This is a genomic window from Saccharothrix sp. ST-888, from assembly GCF_000955975.1.
Taxonomy (GTDB): domain Bacteria; phylum Actinomycetota; class Actinomycetes; order Streptomycetales; family Streptomycetaceae; genus Kitasatospora.
In genome coordinates this window covers 12,714-29,196 of sequence record NZ_JYJF01000032.1, presented here as the reverse complement: position 1 = coordinate 29,196, position 16,483 = coordinate 12,714, and the positions used below count along the sequence as shown (strand labels likewise).

Genomic DNA, 16,483 nt, shown 5'->3' with positions numbered 1-16,483 from the left:
GCCGGCGCAGCCGACGGGGCTAATCTGGCACCGGACGCGAACAGATCTCGAACCAGAGGTGGCCGTCGGGCCGGCGGCCGCAGGGAGGAGCGATCCATGACCGGGTCGGCCGGGACCACCGAGGTCCTCCGGGCGCACTTCGCCACCGGCGGAGCCGGAGCCGCGATCGAACGCTGGACACTGCGCAACGGCCCGGTCGAGGCGAGCGTGCTCACCCTGGGCGCGACCCTGCACACGCTCACCGCTCCCGACCGCACCGGTGCCGTCGCGCAGATCCTGCTCAGCACGGACGAGCTCGGTGCGATCCTCGGACCGGCCCGCCACTACGGCACCGTCGTCGGCCGCTACGCCAACCGGATCGCCGACAGCCGGATCACCGTCGACGGCGAGGAGCACCAGCTCGCGCCCACCGGCGGCGGGGTGACCCTGCACGGCGGCCCCGACGGCTTCGCCCACCGGATCTGGGCCGCCGAGGAGGCACCCGGCGGCGTCCGCCTACGCCTGCACAGCCCCGACGGCGACCAGGGCTTCCCCGGCGCCCTGGACGTCCAGGTCACCTACACCCTGGCCGAGGACCGCCTCACCATCGACTACCGGGCCACCACCAACCGCCCCACCGTGGTCAACCTCACCAACCACGCGTACGTCAACCTGGGCGGCGAGGGCAGCGGCGACGTCCTCGGCCACCTGCTCACCCTGGACGCCGACGAGTACACCCCGGTCGACGAACGCCTGATCCCGTACGGGCCGTACGAACCGGTGGCCGGGACGCCGTTCGACTTCACCACCGCCCGCCCGATCGGCAAGGGCATCCACGACAGCCACGCCCAGCTGCTCGGTGGCGGCTACGACCACAACTGGGTGCTCAGGCCCCGGCCGGGTGACGGCACGCCAACCCGCGCGGCCTTCCTGGAGGACCCGGTCAGCGGCCGCACCCTGGAGGTGCTCACCACCGAACCGGGCATCCAGGTCTACACCGCCAACACCTTCCACGGTGCGGTCACCGGCGCGAGCGGCGTCGCGTACGGGCCGTACGCGGGCGTCGCCCTGGAGACCCAGCACCACCCGGACTCCCCGCACCAGCCCTCGTACCCGTCCACCGAGCTGCGCCCCGGCGAGGAGTTCCGCTCGACCACGGTGCTGCGGCTCGGCGTCGCCCGGTAGCGGCCGGCGCCCCCGGGGCGTGGCCTGCCGGGTCCGGCCGGGGCATTCATACCGCCAGCTCAGCGCCGTAGTATTGGCTGAATGGAGAGCTCGGACCCCGGTGTGCACAAGGCCCTTGCGGTGCCCGCGCGGCGGGCGCTGCTGGCGGCGCTGACGGATGCGGCCGAGCCACTGGACAACCGGCGGCTGTCCGAGCTGGTCGGGCAGCACATCACCACGGTGCGCCACCACCTCACCGCACTGGTCGAGGCCGGGCTGGTCGAGGTGCGCCAGGAGGAGCCGACGGGTGGGCGCGGCCGTCCCCGGCTGCTGTACGCGGCGGCGCCCGAACGGGCGCAGCTGGCCGCCTACCGCACGCTGGTGGAGGTGCTGGCCACGGGGTTCGGCGACAGCCGGGCCGAGCGGGCACGACGGGCTGGGGAGGCCGGGCGGAGCTGGGGCGCCACCGAGGCGGGCACGGACGGCTCGCTGACCGAGCAGGTGCTGGCGGCCGCCGACGTCTGGGGCTTCGAGCCGGAACTGCGCGCCGGGGGCGGGGTGGGCGGTGGCGAGGTGCTGCTGCACGGCTGCCCGTTCCAGCACAACGCGGAGCGCCACCCCGAGGTGGTCTGCTCGGTGCACCAGGGTCTGCTGAACGCCATGGCGGAGCGCGCCGGGCAGCCCGGCGCGCTCCGCCTGCACCCCTTCGTCGGCCCCCGGGTCTGCAGTATCTCGATCACCCGGCACCGGGACTGACGCCTCGTCAGTTGCCGGAGGCGAGCCAGAGGTCGGGGCCGAACACCTCATAGTGGATCGCCTGGGCGGGCACACCGCGCCGCAGCAGCTCGGCCCGCGCCGCGCGCATGAAGGGCAGCGGCCCGCACAGGTAGGCGCGGACACCCTCCGGTATCTCGATCTGCGCCAGGTCGACCCGGCCGGTCCGGGTCCCGGTGTCGGCCGGTGCCGCGCCGTCCTGGGCGGGCTGCTCGTACCAGCGGTGCAGCGCGGCCTCGGGCAGGGCCCGGACCAGGGTCTGCACCTGCTCGGCGTGGGCGTGGTCGGCGAGCGAGCGGTCGCCGTGCACCACGGTGACCGGCCGCTCGGGGCCGGTGACCGCGAGGTGGTGGAGCATGCCGATCATCGGGGTGCAGCCGATCCCAGCGGAGGCGAGCAGCAGCGGCTCGGTGCCCTCGGCCAGGGTGAGGTCGCCGGCCGGCCGGGAGACGGTCAGTACGTCGCCGGCCTGCACGTGGTCGTGCAGCCGGGTGGAGACCTCGCCCTCGGGGGTGCCGCCGCCGTGCACCCGCTTGACGGTGATCCGCCAGTGGGCGCCGCCGGGCGCGGTGGAGAGGCTGTACTGGCGGATCTGCCGGGCGCCGTCGGCGACCCGGACGGCGACGCTGACGTACTGGCCGGGGCGGAAGGCGGGTGCGGGGCCGCCGTCGGCCGGGCGGAGGGTGAAGGAGACGGCGTCGCGGGACTCCCGGGTCCGGGCGACCACGGTCATCTCCTGCCAGGTCTGGCCCGGTGCGACGCCCGCCTCGGCATACAACTTGGCCTCCAGGGCGATGAGTTCGCCGGCCATCAGCCAGTAGACCTCGTCCCAGGCGGCAGCCACCCCGGGGGTGACGGCCTCGCCCAGCACCTCGACGATCGCACCGAAGAGGTACTTGTGCACGATCTCGTACTGGTCCTCGGTGATGCCCAGGGAGATGTGCTTGTGGGCGATCCGGGCCAGCATCGCGCCCGGCCGGACCTCCGGCTGCTCGACCAGCAGGGTCGCGTACGCGGCGATCGCCCCGGCCAGTGCCCTGGGCTGCTCGCCGGCCGCCTGGTTGCCGCGGTTGAAGAGGTCGCGCTCCAGCTCGGGGTGGTCGGCGAACATCCGGCCGTAGAACAGCGTGGTGATCTCGCCGATGGCGGCGCCGACCACGGGCAGGGTGGCGCGGACGGTCGCGGTCGATTCAGGGGAGAGCACGGCTTCCTCCAACGCGGTCTGACGGATCTGGCTGCGGTTCGGCAGCGCCGTCAATATATCGGATGCTCATCCTTTTAAATGTAGGTGGGTCGTCGCCGATGCCTTGCAGGATGCCTTGCGGCGTGCGGAATACGGACCAATCGGACAATTGCCGGGACGATGGCCGCAGATCGACTACCTTGCGGCAACGTGGAGGACACGCGGGCGTAACGATCGCAGGATCTTGCAGAAACTTGCTGCAAGGCCTTTCCGTGGCGATTGCGCGCCTGTTACGTTCCTGCCCAAGCCCGACGGCCGCAACGGCGCAGTCGGCATGGGACAGCCATTATGCGCGTTCCCTCCACCATCTCGGGCACCCCCACCTCTAGGAGTTCTCATGCGGCGTGGCATCGCGGCCTCCGCCCTCGTTGCGGCCCTCGCGGTCTCGACTGCAGCCTGCGGCAGCAGCGGCGGCTCAGCATCGGACGGCAAGGCCGACGGCCCTGTCACGATCACCTACTGGGACACCTCCAACGCCACCAACGAGGCGCCGAACTACCAGGCGCTGGTCGACAAGTTCCAGGCCGCGAACCCCAACATCAAGGTCAAGTTCGTCAACGTGCCGTTCGACCAGGCGCAGAACAAGCTGCAGACCGCGATGGGCGCCAAGGGTGCGCCGGACGTCTTCCGCTCCGAGGTCGGCTGGACCGCCGCCTTCGCCAAGGCCGGGTTCCTGGAGCCGCTGGACGGCACGGACGCCGCCAAGGACACCTCCGCCTTCCAGCCCAGCCTGATCAAGCAGGCCACCTTCGAGGGCAAGCTGTACGGCGTGCCGCTGGTCACCGACACCCTCGGCCTGCTCTACAACAAGGACCTGTTCGCCAAGGCCGGGATCGCCAAGGCCCCCGCCAGCTGGGACGAGCTGAAGGCCGACGCCGCCCAGATCAAGGACAAGACCGGTGCGGACGGCCTGTTCATGCGGGCCGGCGACGGCTACTACCTGATGCCGTTCCTCTACGGCGAGGGCACCAACATGGTGGATGCCGCCGGCAAGAAGATCACCATCAACTCGCCCGAGGCCGCCAAGGCCGTCGAGACCTACAAGTCGATGTTCACCTCGCCCGGCACCGTCAAGGCCGACGTGACCACCGACGCGTACGCGCACATGATGGACGCCTTCAACAACGGCAAGGCCGCGATGATCATCCAGGGCCCCTGGGAGATCACCAACATCTACAAGGGCGCCGCCTTCGCCGACAAGAACAACCTCGGCATCGCCGCCGTCCCGGCCGGCTCCACCGGCAAGGCCGGCGCCCCGACCGGCGGCCACAACGTCTCGGTCTACGCCGGGTCCGACGCCGCCCACAAGGCCGCGGGCGAGAAGCTGGCCGCCTTCCTGACCTCCGCCGAGAGCCAGACCTTCCTCGCGCAGAAGAACTCCACCCTGCCGACCCGCGCCGACGCGTACACCGCCGAGGTCAAGAAGGACCCGGGCATCACCGGCTTCCAGGCGATCCTCCCGGTCGCCCAGCCGCGTCCCGAACTGCCGGAGTACAGCTCGCTGTTCACCCCGCTCGGCACCGACCTGGTGAAGATCGCCCAGGACCAGGCCGGCACCCAGGCCGGCCTGGACAGCGCCGCCACCGACTTCGCCAAGCTGCTCCCCGGCTTCAGCAAGTAAGTCCCCAGCCGCCCGGCCCGCCGCCCTACCGGCGGGCCGGGCGGCCTCCCGTATGCACAGCAGTCGCCGCAGCGAGGCGGCGGACCTCTCGAGAAGGTGTCAAAGATGGCAGTCGCCGTGCAGGGCGCTCCCAGCCAAGGCAGTCGCGACGGCGAACCGCGGCCCGGCCTCGTCCAGCGCCTCAAGCTCTCGTACAGCAGGCACTGGTACGCCTACGCGATGGTCGCGCCGGTGGTCGTCGTGCTCGGCGTGCTCGTCGGCTACCCGCTGGGGCGCGGCATCTACCTGACCCTCACCAATGCCAACAGCCTCAACGTGGGACGCCAGATCGGCGTCAACCACATCCCCGACAGCTTCGACTTCGTCGGCCTGCACAACTACGCCGACGTGCTGTGGGGCCCCGGCTCCTACGACCGCTTCTGGTCGCACCTGATCTGGACGGTCCTGTGGACGGTCCTCTGCGTCACCCTGCACTACTCGCTGGGCCTGGGCCTGGCCATGCTGCTGAACCAGAAGCTGCGCGGCCGCACCACCTACCGGATGCTGCTGATCCTGCCCTGGGCCGTGCCCACCTTCGTCACCGTCTTCTCCTGGCGGCTGATGCTCTCCGACAGCGGAGTGGTCAACAGCGCGCTCGGCTTCCTGCACCTGCCGCAGCCGTCCTGGCTCAGCGACCCGCTCGCCTCCAAGGCCGCCGCCGTCATCGTCAACACCTGGTGCGGCGTGCCGTTCATGATGGTCTCGCTGCTCGGCGGCCTGCAGTCGATCCCGGCCGAGCTCTACGAGGCGGCCGAGATGGACGGCGCCACGCCCTGGCAGCGCTTCCGCTACGTCACCCTGCCCGGGCTGCGCACCGTCAGCAGCACCGTCGTCCTGCTCGGCGTGATCTGGACCTTCAACCAGTTCGCCATCATCTTCCTGCTGCTGGGCAACGGATCGCCGGACGCCCAGATCCTGGTCACCTGGGCCTACCGCCTCGGCTTCGGCCAACAGCCCCGCGCCTACGCCGAATCGGCCACCTACGGGGTGCTGCTGCTCTCCATCCTGGTCGTCTTCACGAGCTTCTACCGTCGCTGGCAGGTCCGCACCGAGGAGAACGCCTGATGGCGCGGAGCGGCGCAGTCACCCCACCGACCACGACGAGGCAGGCCAGCGAATGAGCGTCAGCACCGAACTCCCCACCCCCGTCCCGCAGGCCCAGCCGCCGGCCGCGCCCCGCCGGAGGGCGCGCGGCGAGCGCGGACCGGCCCTGAGCGCGCTGCTCCACGGACTGCTCACCGTGGCCTCGCTGATCGCGCTCTTCCCGGTGCTGTGGATCGCCTGGATCTCGCTCGGCCCGGACAAGACCGACTACCTGCACCCGGGGCAGATCTTCGACAGGATGAGCCTCGGCAACTACGGCTTCGTGCTCCAGCACACCGATTTCCTCACCTGGTTCGGCAACTCCATGCTGGTCGCGATCGGCACCACGGTCTTCGCCGTCCTGGTCGCCGCCACCACCGGCTACGCGGTCTCCCGGATGCGCTTCCCCGGCCACCGCCAGCTGATGTGGACACTGCTGCTCACCCAGATGTTCCCGATCGCCGTGGTGATCGTGCCGATGTACACCATCCTGTCCAGCCTCGACCTGCTGGACAGCTACCTCGGCCTGATCCTCACCTACTCGGGCACCATCGTCCCGTACTGCGCCTGGCTGATGAAGGGCTACTTCGACACCATCCCGGTGGAGATCGACGAGGCCGGCCGGGTGGACGGACTGTCCCCGTTCGGCACCTTCTGGCGGCTGATCATGCCGCTGGCCCGGCCGGGACTGGCGGTCGCCGCCTTCTACTCCTTCCTCACCGCCTGGGCCGAGGTGCCGTTCGCCTCGACCTTCATGCTCAGCTCCGACAAGTACACGCTGGCGGTGGGCCTGCAGAGCTACATCAGCGAGCACGACGCGCAGTGGCACCTGATGGCCGCCACCTCGGTGCTGATCGCGCTGCCCGCCGCGCTGTTCTTCTACCTGGTCCAGAAGCACCTGGTCACCGGTCTGACCGCCGGTGCCGCGAAGTCCTGACCAGCAACGTTCCCCGAAGCAACCGTTTCCTCAAAGGATGACTTGTCCGATGACCCAGAACCTGGCCGACACCTCCCGGCCCGCCGCAGCGCCGATCGCCGCGAACGCCGGTGCGACCAGAGGCTGGTGGCGCGATGCGGTCATCTACCAGGTGTACCCGCGCAGCTTCGCCGACTCCAACGGTGACGGCATGGGCGACCTGCCCGGTATCCGCAGCCGCCTGCCGTACCTGCGCGACCTCGGGGTGGACGCCGTCTGGCTCTCGCCGTTCTACGCCTCGCCGCAGGCCGACGCCGGGTACGACGTGGCGGACTACCGTGCGGTGGACCCGATGTTCGGCAGCCTGCTGGACGCCGACGCGCTGATCCGCGACGCCCACCAGCTGGGCCTGCGGATCATCGTGGACCTGGTCCCCAACCACTCCTCCGACCAGCACGAGTGGTTCCAGCGCGCGCTGCGCGACGGCCCCGCCTCCCCGCTGCGCGACCGCTACCACTTCCGCCCCGGCAAGGGCGAGAACGGTGAACTGCCGCCCAACGACTGGGAGTCCATCTTCGGCGGCCCGGCCTGGACCCGCAGCACCGACCCCGACGGCACCCCGGGCGACTGGTACCTGCACCTCTTCGCCCCCGAGCAGCCCGACTTCAACTGGGAGAACGCGGCCGTCGCCGACGAGTTCCGCTCCATCCTGCGGTTCTGGCTGGACATGGGCGTGGACGGCTTCCGGATCGACGTCGCGCACGGCCTGGTCAAGGCCCAGGGACTGCCCGACATAGGCGGCAGCGACCAGCTCAAGCTGCTGGGCAACGACGTGATGCCGTTCTTCGACCAGGACGGCGTGCACGAGATCTACCGCTCCTGGCGCCGGATCCTCGACGAGTACCCGGGCCAGCGGATCGGCGTCGCCGAGGCCTGGACCCCGACCGTCCAGCGCACCGCCAACTACGTCCGCCCCGACGAGCTGCACCAGGCCTTCAACTTCCAGTACCTGGGCACCTACTGGGACGCCGCCGCGCTGCGCGAGGTCATCGACGTCTCGCTGGACTCGATGCGCCCGGTCGACGCCCCCACCACCTGGGTGCTCTCCAACCACGACGTCACCCGGCACGCCACCCGCTTCGGCAACCCGCCCGGCGGCACCCAGATCCGCACCGCCGGCGACCGCGAACTCGGCCTGCGGCGCGCCCGCGCCGCCACCCTGCTGATGCTCGCACTGCCCGGTTCCGCCTACCTCTACCAGGGCGAGGAGCTCGGCCTGCCGGACGTCACCGACCTGCCCGACGAGGTCCGCCAGGACCCGTCGTTCTTCCGCCAGGCCGGCCAGGACGGCTTCCGGGACGGCTGCCGGGTGCCGATCCCGTGGTCCGGCACCGAGGCCCCGTACGGCTTCGGCCCCACCGCGGGCGGCCCCAGCTGGCTGCCGCAGCCCGCCGAGTGGGCCGAGTTGAGCGTCGAGGCGCAGACCGGCGACCCGACCTCCACCCTGGAGCTCTACCGCTCCGCCCTCGCCGTCCGCCGGGCAACGCCCGCCCTCGGCGCGGGCAGCGAGGTGACCTGGCTGGACGGACCCGAGGGCACGCTGACCTTCCGCCGGGACAGCGTCGAGGGCTCCTTCGTCTGCACCGTGAACACCACCGGCGAGCAGGTCCTGCTCGGCGCACCCGGCCGGGTGCTGCTGTCCTCCGCCGGGAGCGTCGAGGTGAACGCCGGAGAAGCGGTGCTGGAAGCGGACAGCACCGTGTGGTGGGCGGTCTGAGATGGTTGCAATAGGCTCTGGGGTCGTGACTACGGCGCGACTCTCGGACATCGCGGCGCAGGCGGGGGTCAGCGAAGCCACCGTCAGCCGCGTCCTCAACGGCAAGGCGGGCGTCTCCGCCACCACACGGCAGACCGTGCTGGCGGCGCTCGACGTGCTCGGCTACGAGCGGCCGACCCGGCTGCGCCAGCGCAGTGCGGGCCTGATCGGCCTGATCACCCCCGAGTTGAGCAACCCGATCTTCCCCGCGCTGGCCCAGGTGATCGAGCAGGTGCTCAGCCGCCACGGGTACACCCCGGTGCTGTGCACCCAGACGCCCGGCGGGTCCACCGAGGACGAACTGGTCGAGATGCTGGTCGACCGGGGTGTCGCGGGCATCGTCTTCGTCTCCGGACTGCACGCCGACACCACCGCCGACCACGACCGGTACGCCAAGCTGACTGGGCGTCAGGTCCCGTTCGTGCTGATCAACGGCTACAGCGAGAAGATCGCCGCGCCGTTCATCTCGCCGGACGACCGGGCCGCGATGTGGATGGCCGTGCAGCACCTGGTCGAGCTCGGCCACGAGAAGATCGGCCTGGCCGTCGGCCAGCGCCGGTACGTCCCGGTGCTGCGCAAGATCGAGGGCTTCACGGCAGCCGTCCGGGAACTGCTCGGCCGGACCCCCGAGGAGGCCGAGGCCCTGGTCCACCACACGCTGTTCAGCGTGGAGGGCGGGCACGCGGCCGCGGGCGCCCTGCTCGACCAGGGCTGCACCGCGATCGTCTGCGGCAGCGACATGATGGCGCTCGGCGCGATCCGCGCGGTCCGCCAGCGCGGCCTGTCGGTGCCGCAGGACATCTCGGTGGTCGGCTTCGACGACTCGCCGCTGATCGCCTTCACCGAGCCGCCGCTGACCACCATCCGCCAGCCGGTCGAGGCGATGGCCACGGCCGCGGTGGACGCCCTGCTGGAGGAGGTCGGCGGAAACCCCGGGCAGCGCGCCGAGTTCATGTTCCAGCCGGAACTGGTGATGCGCGGCTCCACCGGGGCCAGGGCGCACTGACACCGCCCGCCACCGGGCACAGCCCGTAGTCCACGTCGGCCCGCCGGGTTCTGCCCGGCGGGCCGACGCGCTGTTGCTCCGGGGTACGCCGCCGTCGCCCGGATGGAGCAGTACCGGCCCGGGAGCGTCCGGCCGGTCCCCGGGCCCGCCCGCCCTCCCGCAGGCGCTGTGGACCCCCGTCCCGGGCTGCACGCGGGGTCGCCTGTTGCCAGCATCGAGCCATGAGAGCTGGTCGGGCGGATCGAGTGGATCGGACGGGGGAGCGCGAGGCGTGGCCGATCTGGCGCAGACGGCTGCTGCTCGGCGGGGGACTGCTGGTGCTCGGCGTGGTCGCCTACTTCGTCTGGGCCGCGACCATCCCGCGCTGGTGGTCGCAGCGGGTGGGCGACATGGTGAACGGGCACCTGGGCACGGGACTGCTGCTGGGACTCGTCTTCGGGATCTGCTTCACGCTCCTGCCGCTGCTGGCGGCCTGGGCCGGACTGCACCGGCGGCGGCCGTGGAAGGCGGCGGTCGCCTGGCTGGTCCTGGCGGTGGTGCTCGCGCTGCCGAACCTCTGGACGCTGAGCGTCGTGGTGGGGAGCGGCAGCGGCGCACACGCCGGGCAGCGCGTCATGGACGTCAAGGCGCCCTGGTTCCGCGGCGCGACCCTGATCGGCGTGATCATCGCGGCGGCGGTCTTCGCGGGGCTCCTGGTCTTCACCCGCGCCCGCTGGCCGCGCCGGGACAAGAAACCCGGCAAGGAGCACGGCGAGGCCCCCGGCAAGGAGGAGTGACCGCTGCTCAGCCCTCCTCGGCGGTGGACGTGCGCGGATCGACCCGGTGGGCGTCGGCGGCGTCCGCCGTGCGGGCCTCGGTACGGCGGCCGGTGGCCAGGTAGTCGCGGACGATCAACTCCACCGCGTCCTGCGGACTCCTGGTGCCGGACAGCAGCATGACCTCGATCGCCAGATCTCTGTCGAGGCTGATGGTGACCTTCGCCATGGTGGCTCCCCTCCCGATGGGCGCACCCACGGGCTCCAGGGGCACGGGCGGCCGCAGGGCCAGCCCGCTGCCCAGGCGCACCGCGCAGGTCCGCGGGCGAACGTCCGGCCGGGCGCGGCCCCGCGGCCCGCGGTCCGGAACGGGCAAGGCCGCTGCCCCCGGCGCCGACCAGAGCACCGGGAGCAGCGGCCTTGCCGCGGGGACCGTCAGACGCGGCCGGCGAAGTCCGGGGCGTAGTTGGCGATGGTCTCGATCTTCACGCCCGCCTTCGGGTTGGCGGCCTCGACGTACTTGCCGTCGCCGATGTAGATGGCGACGTGGTAGACACCCGAGTTGCTGCCGTTGTTGGACCAGAACAGCAGGTCGCCCGGCTGCAGGCTGTCCAGCGAGACGCGGCTGGCGACGTCGGCCTGGTCGGCGGCGACGCGCGGCAGCGAGATGCCGGCCTGGCGGAACGCGGCCTGGGTCAGGCCGGAGCAGTCCCAGCCACCGTCGCTGCTGCCGCCGTAGACGTACGCCTGGCCGACCTTGGAGAGCGCGAAGTTGATCGCGGCGGCCTTGCTGCCGGTCGCGGCCGGAGCCGCGGCCGGGGCGGCGGGCTTGGCAGCCGGCTTGGCGGCGGGGGCCGGGGCAGCGGGCTTCGGCGCGGCGGCCGGGGCGGCAGCGGCGGCGCCACCGAGGGCCAGCTGCTGGCCCGGGTAGATGACGTCAGGGCCGCTGGTCAGCAGCGACTTGTTGAGGTCGTACAGCTTCTGCCAGCCGCCCTCGACGCTGTTCTTCTGGGCGATGGCCGAGAGCCAGTCGCCCTCCACCACGGTGTACTTGGCGCTGTCCGCGGTCGGCGCGGCAGCCGGGGCGGCGGGCTTGGCAGCCGGCTTGGCGGCGGGGGCCGGGGCAGCGGCCTTCGGCGCGGCGGCCGGGGCGGCAGCGGCGGCGGTGTCGACCTGGGCGGGGGTGCCGCCCTTGGTCAGGCCGGCCTTCACCGAGCAGACCGGCCAGGCGCCGGGGCCCTGCGAGGCGAGGACCTTCTCGGCGACGGCGATCTGCTGGTCCTTGGTCGCCTGGTTGGCCTGCGCGGCGTACTGGGTGCCACCGAAGGCGGCCCAGGTGGAGGAGGTGAACTGGAGGCCGCCGTAGAAGCCGTTGCCGGTGTTGATGCTCCAGTTGCCGCTGCTCTCGCACTGGGCGACCTTGTCCCAGGTGGCGACCGAGGCCGCGGAGGCGCCGGCGGCGGTGAGGGCGGGGATCGAGAGGCCGAGGCCGACCACACCGGTGGCGGCGATCAGGCGGCGGGCACGCTTGTTGGCGTTGATGGGCAGCATGAAGATGCGTTCCTCTCCCACGCCTGCGAGGTGAGCTGTCGGATTCGGGCTGGAGTTGCCCGGCCGTGCTGTGCACGGCTTCACCCCTAGCCCGGAGTCGGTCACTTCTGACCGGCTCTCGGGCGACTTACCTGGTTCCCCCGCCCCTGCCGTAGGTGCGTTCTGCGGTGCCAGCTGCTCCGGCGGCAGGACTCGGCGTTCCGGAAGAGCTGGGTCCGTGTGTCAACGAACGGGGAGCACGTTAAGCAGACTTAAGTTGAAACCGCAAACATCTGTGAGATCGCTCACAGATCATTTGCCAGCCCCTCAAGATCGAATACGAATGGACATTTCCCGGAATCCGATGGGCCCCTTTCAGGACCCCCGTACGGCTGGCGATCTGCCTGCCTTTCAGATGATGCGGTGGCATTTTCAGCGAATCGGGCCGCCATTTGTGAAGGTTTTGAAAAGCCCGGCCCATCATGGGGAACGAGGTCAACGCGGCCGGGCGGAAGGGGTGGTGATGAATGTCCGAATTGTTCGCCAATGGGGCAAACGTCGCCCGAGGTGCGCCGACTCGGGGCGGAGCCGGCCGGGGCGGTGTGCGATCCGCAGGGATCCCGCGCCACCTGACCCGCCAGTGACGGCCACAGCGCCGCGGCCGACAGGCGCCCCGGGAACCGCCCCGCGGTCCGCAGGCCCGGTTCGGGCTGTCGGGGAGGCGGCGAGGGCCCGGAAACGCCGAGAGACCCCTCGGAGGGGGCCTCTCGGGTGGATCCGGTGTGCGTTCAGCCGGTCGGCTGCTCCTCGGTGGCGACCGGGGACTCACCCGGCGCCGGGAGGTTGAGGGCGGCCAGGTAGGTCGAGGCGATCAGCTGACCGACGGTCGGGTACGTGCCGAGCGGGGCGGCACTCGGGCAGCCGGTCTCCTCGGCGGCCGCAGCCAGCAGCTCGGGATCGGCCTCCGGGCCGATGACCAGCGGGGCCAGCGCGGGGCGCTGCGAGCCGGTGGCCTTCAGGTGCTCGACCGCGGCGGCCACCGAGCCGGGCACGTCCAGGGCGGCGGCCACCACGGGCACCGCGAGGCGGGCGGCCAGCAGCACGCCGGTGATTCCGGCCGCGGCGGCGGCCTCCTCACCGCCGACGGTGGTCAGCACCACGCCGTCGGCCGCCGTGGTGATGGCGAACAGCCGGGCCCGGTCGGCGCGGGCCAGACCGGCCTCGGAGAGCCGTACGTGCACCGCCTCGGCCAGTAGCGGGTGCGGGCCGAGCACGTCGGTGACGGCCGCCCCGGTCTCGTCGGCCAGCCGGTGCAGGTCCGTCAGGAACGCGTGCGGGCCGGACAGCAGTGGGATCACGACGGGCGTCGGCAGACCGGCCGCGGCGGCCTGGGCGAGTACCCCGGCCACGGTCGGGGCGGCCTGGTCGGCGCCCGCTGCGGCGTGCGGGTCGGCACTGTCGCCGACCAGGTAGCCGGCGGCGGTCTCGATGCCCGGCTGCTCGCCGCGCACGATGGACAGCAGCTCCTCGACGATCGGGCTCGCCTCCGGGCCGGCTGCGGCCGGGACGGCCAGCACCAGCGCCGGAGAGCCGGCCGGGACCTCGGGGCGCTCGGGACGGCGGTGGCGCCCCCGCGCACGGGAGCCTGGAGTGCGGACGGGCAGTGGCGCGCCCGGGATGGCTGCGGTGCTCATGGCGGAGATCGTAGGACATTCGGCAGGCAGGGCTGTATCCGGATCCCGAGAGTTGCCACCAAACCTGCCAGTAATCCGGACAATTACCACCAAATTACCCAATCCTTGCTGACGAACTGTCGCATCCTGCAACCAAAAGGCCGTCAGCCGCCGTCCTGGGTGACGTGCCTCACAGGCGCTCCCGGGTGACGGATCGTGAGCCTGGCGCGGGGCTCATGAAGATCAACACGGTGGCGCGGGCCCGGTACGGGCAGTCATCGAACAGTCTCCGATTCGCCGGACTATGTCCGCTTACGTTCCGTCAGACCCGGTTGAGCGGACTGGGAGGCGCACATTCCGACACGCCCGCCTTGCACGGGCAATGTCCCGTGCTGATGCACGTGCACTGGAGCTATCATCACGTCAAGTGAGGCGTTAAGCCTGGCAGGTCGGGAGAATTCGGTGCAGGAGATGCAGGGAACGTACAACGGCATGGCGGCTGCGGACCTCGAAGGCGTGGTCTGGCAGAAGAGCCGGCACAGCAATTCGCAGGGCAACTGCGTCGAGTTCGCCGCTCTGCCGGGCGGTGAAGTGGCGATGCGCAACTCGCGCTTTCCCGAGGGTCCGGCGCTGATCTACACCCGGGCCGAGATCACGGCGATGCTGCTCGGCGTGAAGGACGGGGAGTTCGACCATCTGACGGGTTGAGCCATCCTCAACTCTGCTGCACACAGGCCGTCGTGGGACGCATGCCACGACGGCCTTCATCGTCCTCGCAGCCGTTCACGGCGGTGGCCGGGCTCGCGCAGGTCGGGCCGTGCCGTCGGGTCGCAGCTGTCGGCTCGGCGTCTTCCGGCCGGTGTGCCGGGGGCGGGCGGGGGCCCGGGATCCGCACGGTGGCTCGGCCGTGGGCATCGGCTCGGCTGCGGACGGCCGTCCGGCAGTGGACGGCTGATCCCCGGTGGACGCCCGGTCGGCAGGGACGGGCTGCTCAGGCGGAGCGGCGGTGCCGGCCGGCGGGGGCCTCCACCGGCCCGGGGCCGGCCTCGAACATGGCCCAGACCACCTTGCCCGCGCCCGCCAGCGGGTGCCAGCCCCAGGAGCGGCTGAAGGAGTCGACCAGGTGCAGGCCCCGGCCGGACTCGGCGACGAAGTCGGGCTCGCGGGCGACCGGTCCGGTGCTGCTCGGGTCGCTGACCGCGCAGACCACCTGCGCCTCCCGGTGCACCAGGCTTATTCGGATCGGCAGGAACTCGTCCGAACCCTGCAGCGTGCCGGGCCGCCTCGGCGGGTGGCCGGCGGTGGCGGGGGAGCACTCGTCCCGCCGGGCACCGAGGGCGTGCCGCAGCGCGTTGGTCACCAACTCGGAGGCGACCAGGGAGACATCGTCGAACAGATCGCCAAGGCCCCAGCCGTGCAGAGTCGATCTGGCGAACTCACGGGCGGTTCTGACGGCCTCGAAGCGTGGCGCGAGCGTACAGGTGACCACGTGGGGGTCGGCCAGGACAGCCGTACCGGTGCTCATGAAGAGCTCCTCCCATAAGGGGGCGGACACGGCTGGACCCGTGGGGGTCATGCCGGTCACCTCCGACTCGCTCGGCCGCGCGCCAGCCTCCTCGACGGCCCATACGCGCGCACGCAAGCCCGGCCGTGCGATGGCGCGGCCAAGCGGGTGTGCGGTTTCGCGCGAGGGGTCGAACGCGGAGCCCGCGGGATTGCCAGGGATGTGCAGGTGCACGTGCACCATGGTCCTCTGCGCTCACTGCAGATGCAAGAGTCGATTCACGTGCAGTCGCACTATTGGCATATGCAAGCGCCGGATGCACGTGCATCATGGTGTTCCGATGCAGAACTGATAGATCGTTCTGCCAGTACCGGCACCCTGAGCGCTCAACTGATGGCAGACTGTGCCCTGTTTGCCCTAGGTGGAGGTTTCGACGGCATGACCGCAGTTCAGCCCAACGGTGGCTCGATGGTGCGCCGCATCCTCCTCGGCTCCCAGCTGCGCAGGCTGCGTGAGGGACACGGCATCACCCGCGAGGACGCCGGTTACCAGATCCGCGCCTCCGAGTCGAAGATCAGCCGCATGGAACTCGGCCGCGTCAGTTTCAAGGAGCGCGACGTGGCCGACCTGCTGACCCTCTACGGCGTGCACGACGGCACCGAGCGCGAGGCACTGCTCGGCCTGGTCCGCGAAGCCAACAAGCCGGGCTGGTGGCACAGTTACAACGACGTGCTGCCCGGCTGGTTCCAGACCTACGTCGGCCTCGAGGAGGCCGCGGCGCTGATCCGCACCTACGAGGTGCAGTTCATCCCCGGCCTGCTCCAGTCCGAGGAGTACGCGCGCGCCGTCTTCGCCCAGACCCGGCCCGTCCTCAGCCACGAGGAGCTGGAGCGCCGGCTCAGCCTCCGGATGCGCCGCCAGAAGCTGCTGACCGAAGGCCAGAGCCCCCGCCTGTGGGCGGTCATCGACGAGGCCGCACTGCGCCGCCCGGTCGGTGGCCCGGCCGTGATGCGCGCCCAGGTCCAGTATCTGATCGACGTGGCCGAGAGTTCCAACGTGGTGATCCAGGTGATGCCGTTCCGCTTCGGCGCCCATGCCGGTGAGAGCGGTGCGTTCAGCATCCTGCGCTTCCCTGAACAGGACCTGGCCGACGTGGTCTACCTGGAACAACTCACCAGCGCGCTCTACCTCGACAAGCGCGACGACGTCGACGCCTACGTCCAGGTCATGGAACGCCTCTGCGTCGACAGCCTGACGCCCGACCAGACCATCGACCTCTTCAAGTCGATCCTCACCGACCACTGAGCCGGGCCGGGCAGGCCCGTCGGGGCCGGGTGAAGCACCGCGGACGGACCGGACCGCCCGCGCGGCCCCACCTCC

At 71.3% G+C, this 16,483-nt stretch carries 15 protein-coding genes and 1 riboswitch; of the genes, 10 read left to right on the top strand and 5 right to left on the bottom strand.

Annotated elements, in window-relative coordinates; all coding sequences use genetic code 11:
• Nucleotides 1-96: 96 nt before the first annotated feature.
• Both UK12_RS13310 and UK12_RS13305 read left to right on the top strand, forming a co-directional pair.
• Nucleotides 97-1,164, top strand: coding sequence for an aldose epimerase family protein (locus tag UK12_RS13310; protein WP_045303121.1), 1,068 nt, complete (start codon nt 97-99; stop codon nt 1,162-1,164).
• Nucleotides 1,165-1,245: 81 nt separating this feature from the next.
• Nucleotides 1,246-1,899, top strand: a complete 654-nt coding sequence (locus tag UK12_RS13305; RefSeq protein WP_082119570.1) for a helix-turn-helix transcriptional regulator — start codon at nt 1,246-1,248, stop codon at nt 1,897-1,899.
• A gap of 7 nt (nt 1,900-1,906) precedes the next feature.
• On the opposite strand, the gene UK12_RS13300 is transcribed toward UK12_RS13305, so the two are convergent.
• Entirely contained in the window at nt 1,907-3,175 is a 1,269-nt protein-coding gene (locus tag UK12_RS13300) for a globin domain-containing protein (RefSeq protein WP_331386647.1), read from the bottom strand.
• A gap of 322 nt (nt 3,176-3,497) precedes the next feature.
• Here UK12_RS13300 and UK12_RS13295 point away from each other — a divergent pair, with 322 nt between their 5' ends.
• The 6 genes from UK12_RS13295 (at nt 3,498) to UK12_RS13270 (ending at nt 10,417) form a co-directional block, all read left to right on the top strand.
• Entirely contained in the window at nt 3,498-4,781 is a 1,284-nt protein-coding gene (locus UK12_RS13295; RefSeq protein ID WP_045303120.1) for an extracellular solute-binding protein, read from the top strand.
• A gap of 219 nt (nt 4,782-5,000) precedes the next feature.
• Complete coding sequence (locus tag UK12_RS13290; protein ID WP_197084823.1) at nt 5,001-5,885, top strand: carbohydrate ABC transporter permease; 885 nt, start codon at nt 5,001-5,003, stop codon at nt 5,883-5,885.
• Nucleotides 5,886-5,937: 52 nt separating this feature from the next.
• Nucleotides 5,938-6,840, top strand: a complete 903-nt coding sequence (locus UK12_RS13285) for a sugar ABC transporter permease (protein WP_045303118.1) — start codon at nt 5,938-5,940, stop codon at nt 6,838-6,840.
• A 49-nt stretch (nt 6,841-6,889) separates the two neighbouring features.
• Nucleotides 6,890-8,596, top strand: coding sequence for a glycoside hydrolase family 13 protein (locus UK12_RS13280; protein ID WP_045303117.1), 1,707 nt, complete (start codon nt 6,890-6,892; stop codon nt 8,594-8,596).
• Nucleotides 8,597-8,606: 10 nt separating this feature from the next.
• Nucleotides 8,607-9,641, top strand: coding sequence for a LacI family DNA-binding transcriptional regulator (locus UK12_RS13275; protein WP_442973794.1), 1,035 nt, complete (start codon nt 8,607-8,609; stop codon nt 9,639-9,641).
• Nucleotides 9,642-9,862: 221 nt separating this feature from the next.
• Complete coding sequence (locus tag UK12_RS13270; RefSeq protein ID WP_045303115.1) at nt 9,863-10,417, top strand: hypothetical protein; 555 nt, start codon at nt 9,863-9,865, stop codon at nt 10,415-10,417.
• A 7-nt stretch (nt 10,418-10,424) separates the two neighbouring features.
• Here UK12_RS13270 and UK12_RS13265 read toward each other — a convergent pair whose 3' ends face one another.
• The 3 genes from UK12_RS13265 to UK12_RS13255 all read right to left on the bottom strand — a co-directional run bounded on the left by UK12_RS13265 (nt 10,425) and on the right by UK12_RS13255 (nt 13,620).
• Complete coding sequence (locus tag UK12_RS13265; RefSeq protein WP_045303150.1) at nt 10,425-10,625, bottom strand: hypothetical protein; 201 nt, start codon at nt 10,623-10,625, stop codon at nt 10,425-10,427.
• A gap of 206 nt (nt 10,626-10,831) precedes the next feature.
• Nucleotides 10,832-11,968 (bottom strand): transglycosylase family protein, encoded by a 1,137-nt coding sequence (locus tag UK12_RS44385; RefSeq protein WP_197084816.1) that lies wholly within the window; start codon nt 11,966-11,968, stop codon nt 10,832-10,834.
• Nucleotides 11,953-12,124, bottom strand: a riboswitch (cyclic di-AMP (ydaO/yuaA leader). (Overlaps the previous gene by 16 nt.)
• A 590-nt stretch (nt 12,125-12,714) precedes the next feature.
• Entirely contained in the window at nt 12,715-13,620 is a 906-nt protein-coding gene (locus UK12_RS13255) for a hypothetical protein (RefSeq protein ID WP_045303114.1), read from the bottom strand.
• A 450-nt stretch (nt 13,621-14,070) separates the two neighbouring features.
• On the opposite strand from UK12_RS13255, the gene UK12_RS13250 reads away from it, so the two are divergent.
• Entirely contained in the window at nt 14,071-14,307 is a 237-nt protein-coding gene (locus UK12_RS13250; protein ID WP_045303148.1) for a DUF397 domain-containing protein, read from the top strand.
• Nucleotides 14,308-14,590: 283 nt separating this feature from the next.
• Here UK12_RS13250 and UK12_RS13245 read toward each other — a convergent pair whose 3' ends face one another.
• Nucleotides 14,591-15,124 carry an ATP-binding protein gene (locus tag UK12_RS13245; RefSeq protein ID WP_045303113.1) on the bottom strand — a complete coding sequence of 178 codons (534 nt, stop codon included), beginning with the start codon at nt 15,122-15,124 and terminating at the stop codon, nt 14,591-14,593.
• A 417-nt stretch (nt 15,125-15,541) separates the two neighbouring features.
• Here UK12_RS13245 and UK12_RS13240 point away from each other — a divergent pair, with 417 nt between their 5' ends.
• Entirely contained in the window at nt 15,542-16,408 is an 867-nt protein-coding gene (locus UK12_RS13240; protein ID WP_045303112.1) for a helix-turn-helix domain-containing protein, read from the top strand.
• Nucleotides 16,409-16,483 lie beyond the last annotated feature (75 nt).

Bases quoted from the DNA above. Each gene is read 5' to 3' on its own strand.
- UK12_RS13295 (WP_045303120.1), top strand. From the start codon at position 3,498: ATGCGGCGTGGCATCGCGGCCTCCGCCCTCGTTGCGGCCCTCGCGGTC.
- UK12_RS13305 (WP_082119570.1), top strand. From the start codon at position 1,246: ATGGAGAGCTCGGACCCCGGTGTGCACAAGGCCCTTGCGGTGCCCGCG.
- UK12_RS13265 (WP_045303150.1), bottom strand. From the start codon at position 10,625: ATGGCGAAGGTCACCATCAGCCTCGACAGAGATCTGGCGATCGAGGTC.
- UK12_RS13285 (WP_045303118.1), top strand. From the start codon at position 5,938: ATGAGCGTCAGCACCGAACTCCCCACCCCCGTCCCGCAGGCCCAGCCG.
- UK12_RS13250 (WP_045303148.1), top strand. From the start codon at position 14,071: ATGCAGGGAACGTACAACGGCATGGCGGCTGCGGACCTCGAAGGCGTG.
- UK12_RS13270 (WP_045303115.1), top strand. From the start codon at position 9,863: ATGAGAGCTGGTCGGGCGGATCGAGTGGATCGGACGGGGGAGCGCGAG.
- UK12_RS13240 (WP_045303112.1), top strand. From the start codon at position 15,542: ATGACCGCAGTTCAGCCCAACGGTGGCTCGATGGTGCGCCGCATCCTC.
- UK12_RS13310 (WP_045303121.1), top strand. From the start codon at position 97: ATGACCGGGTCGGCCGGGACCACCGAGGTCCTCCGGGCGCACTTCGCC.
- UK12_RS13245 (WP_045303113.1), bottom strand. From the start codon at position 15,124: ATGAGCACCGGTACGGCTGTCCTGGCCGACCCCCACGTGGTCACCTGT.
- UK12_RS13290 (WP_197084823.1), top strand. From the start codon at position 5,001: ATGGTCGCGCCGGTGGTCGTCGTGCTCGGCGTGCTCGTCGGCTACCCG.
- UK12_RS13255 (WP_045303114.1), bottom strand. From the start codon at position 13,620: ATGAGCACCGCAGCCATCCCGGGCGCGCCACTGCCCGTCCGCACTCCA.
- UK12_RS13280 (WP_045303117.1), top strand. From the start codon at position 6,890: ATGACCCAGAACCTGGCCGACACCTCCCGGCCCGCCGCAGCGCCGATC.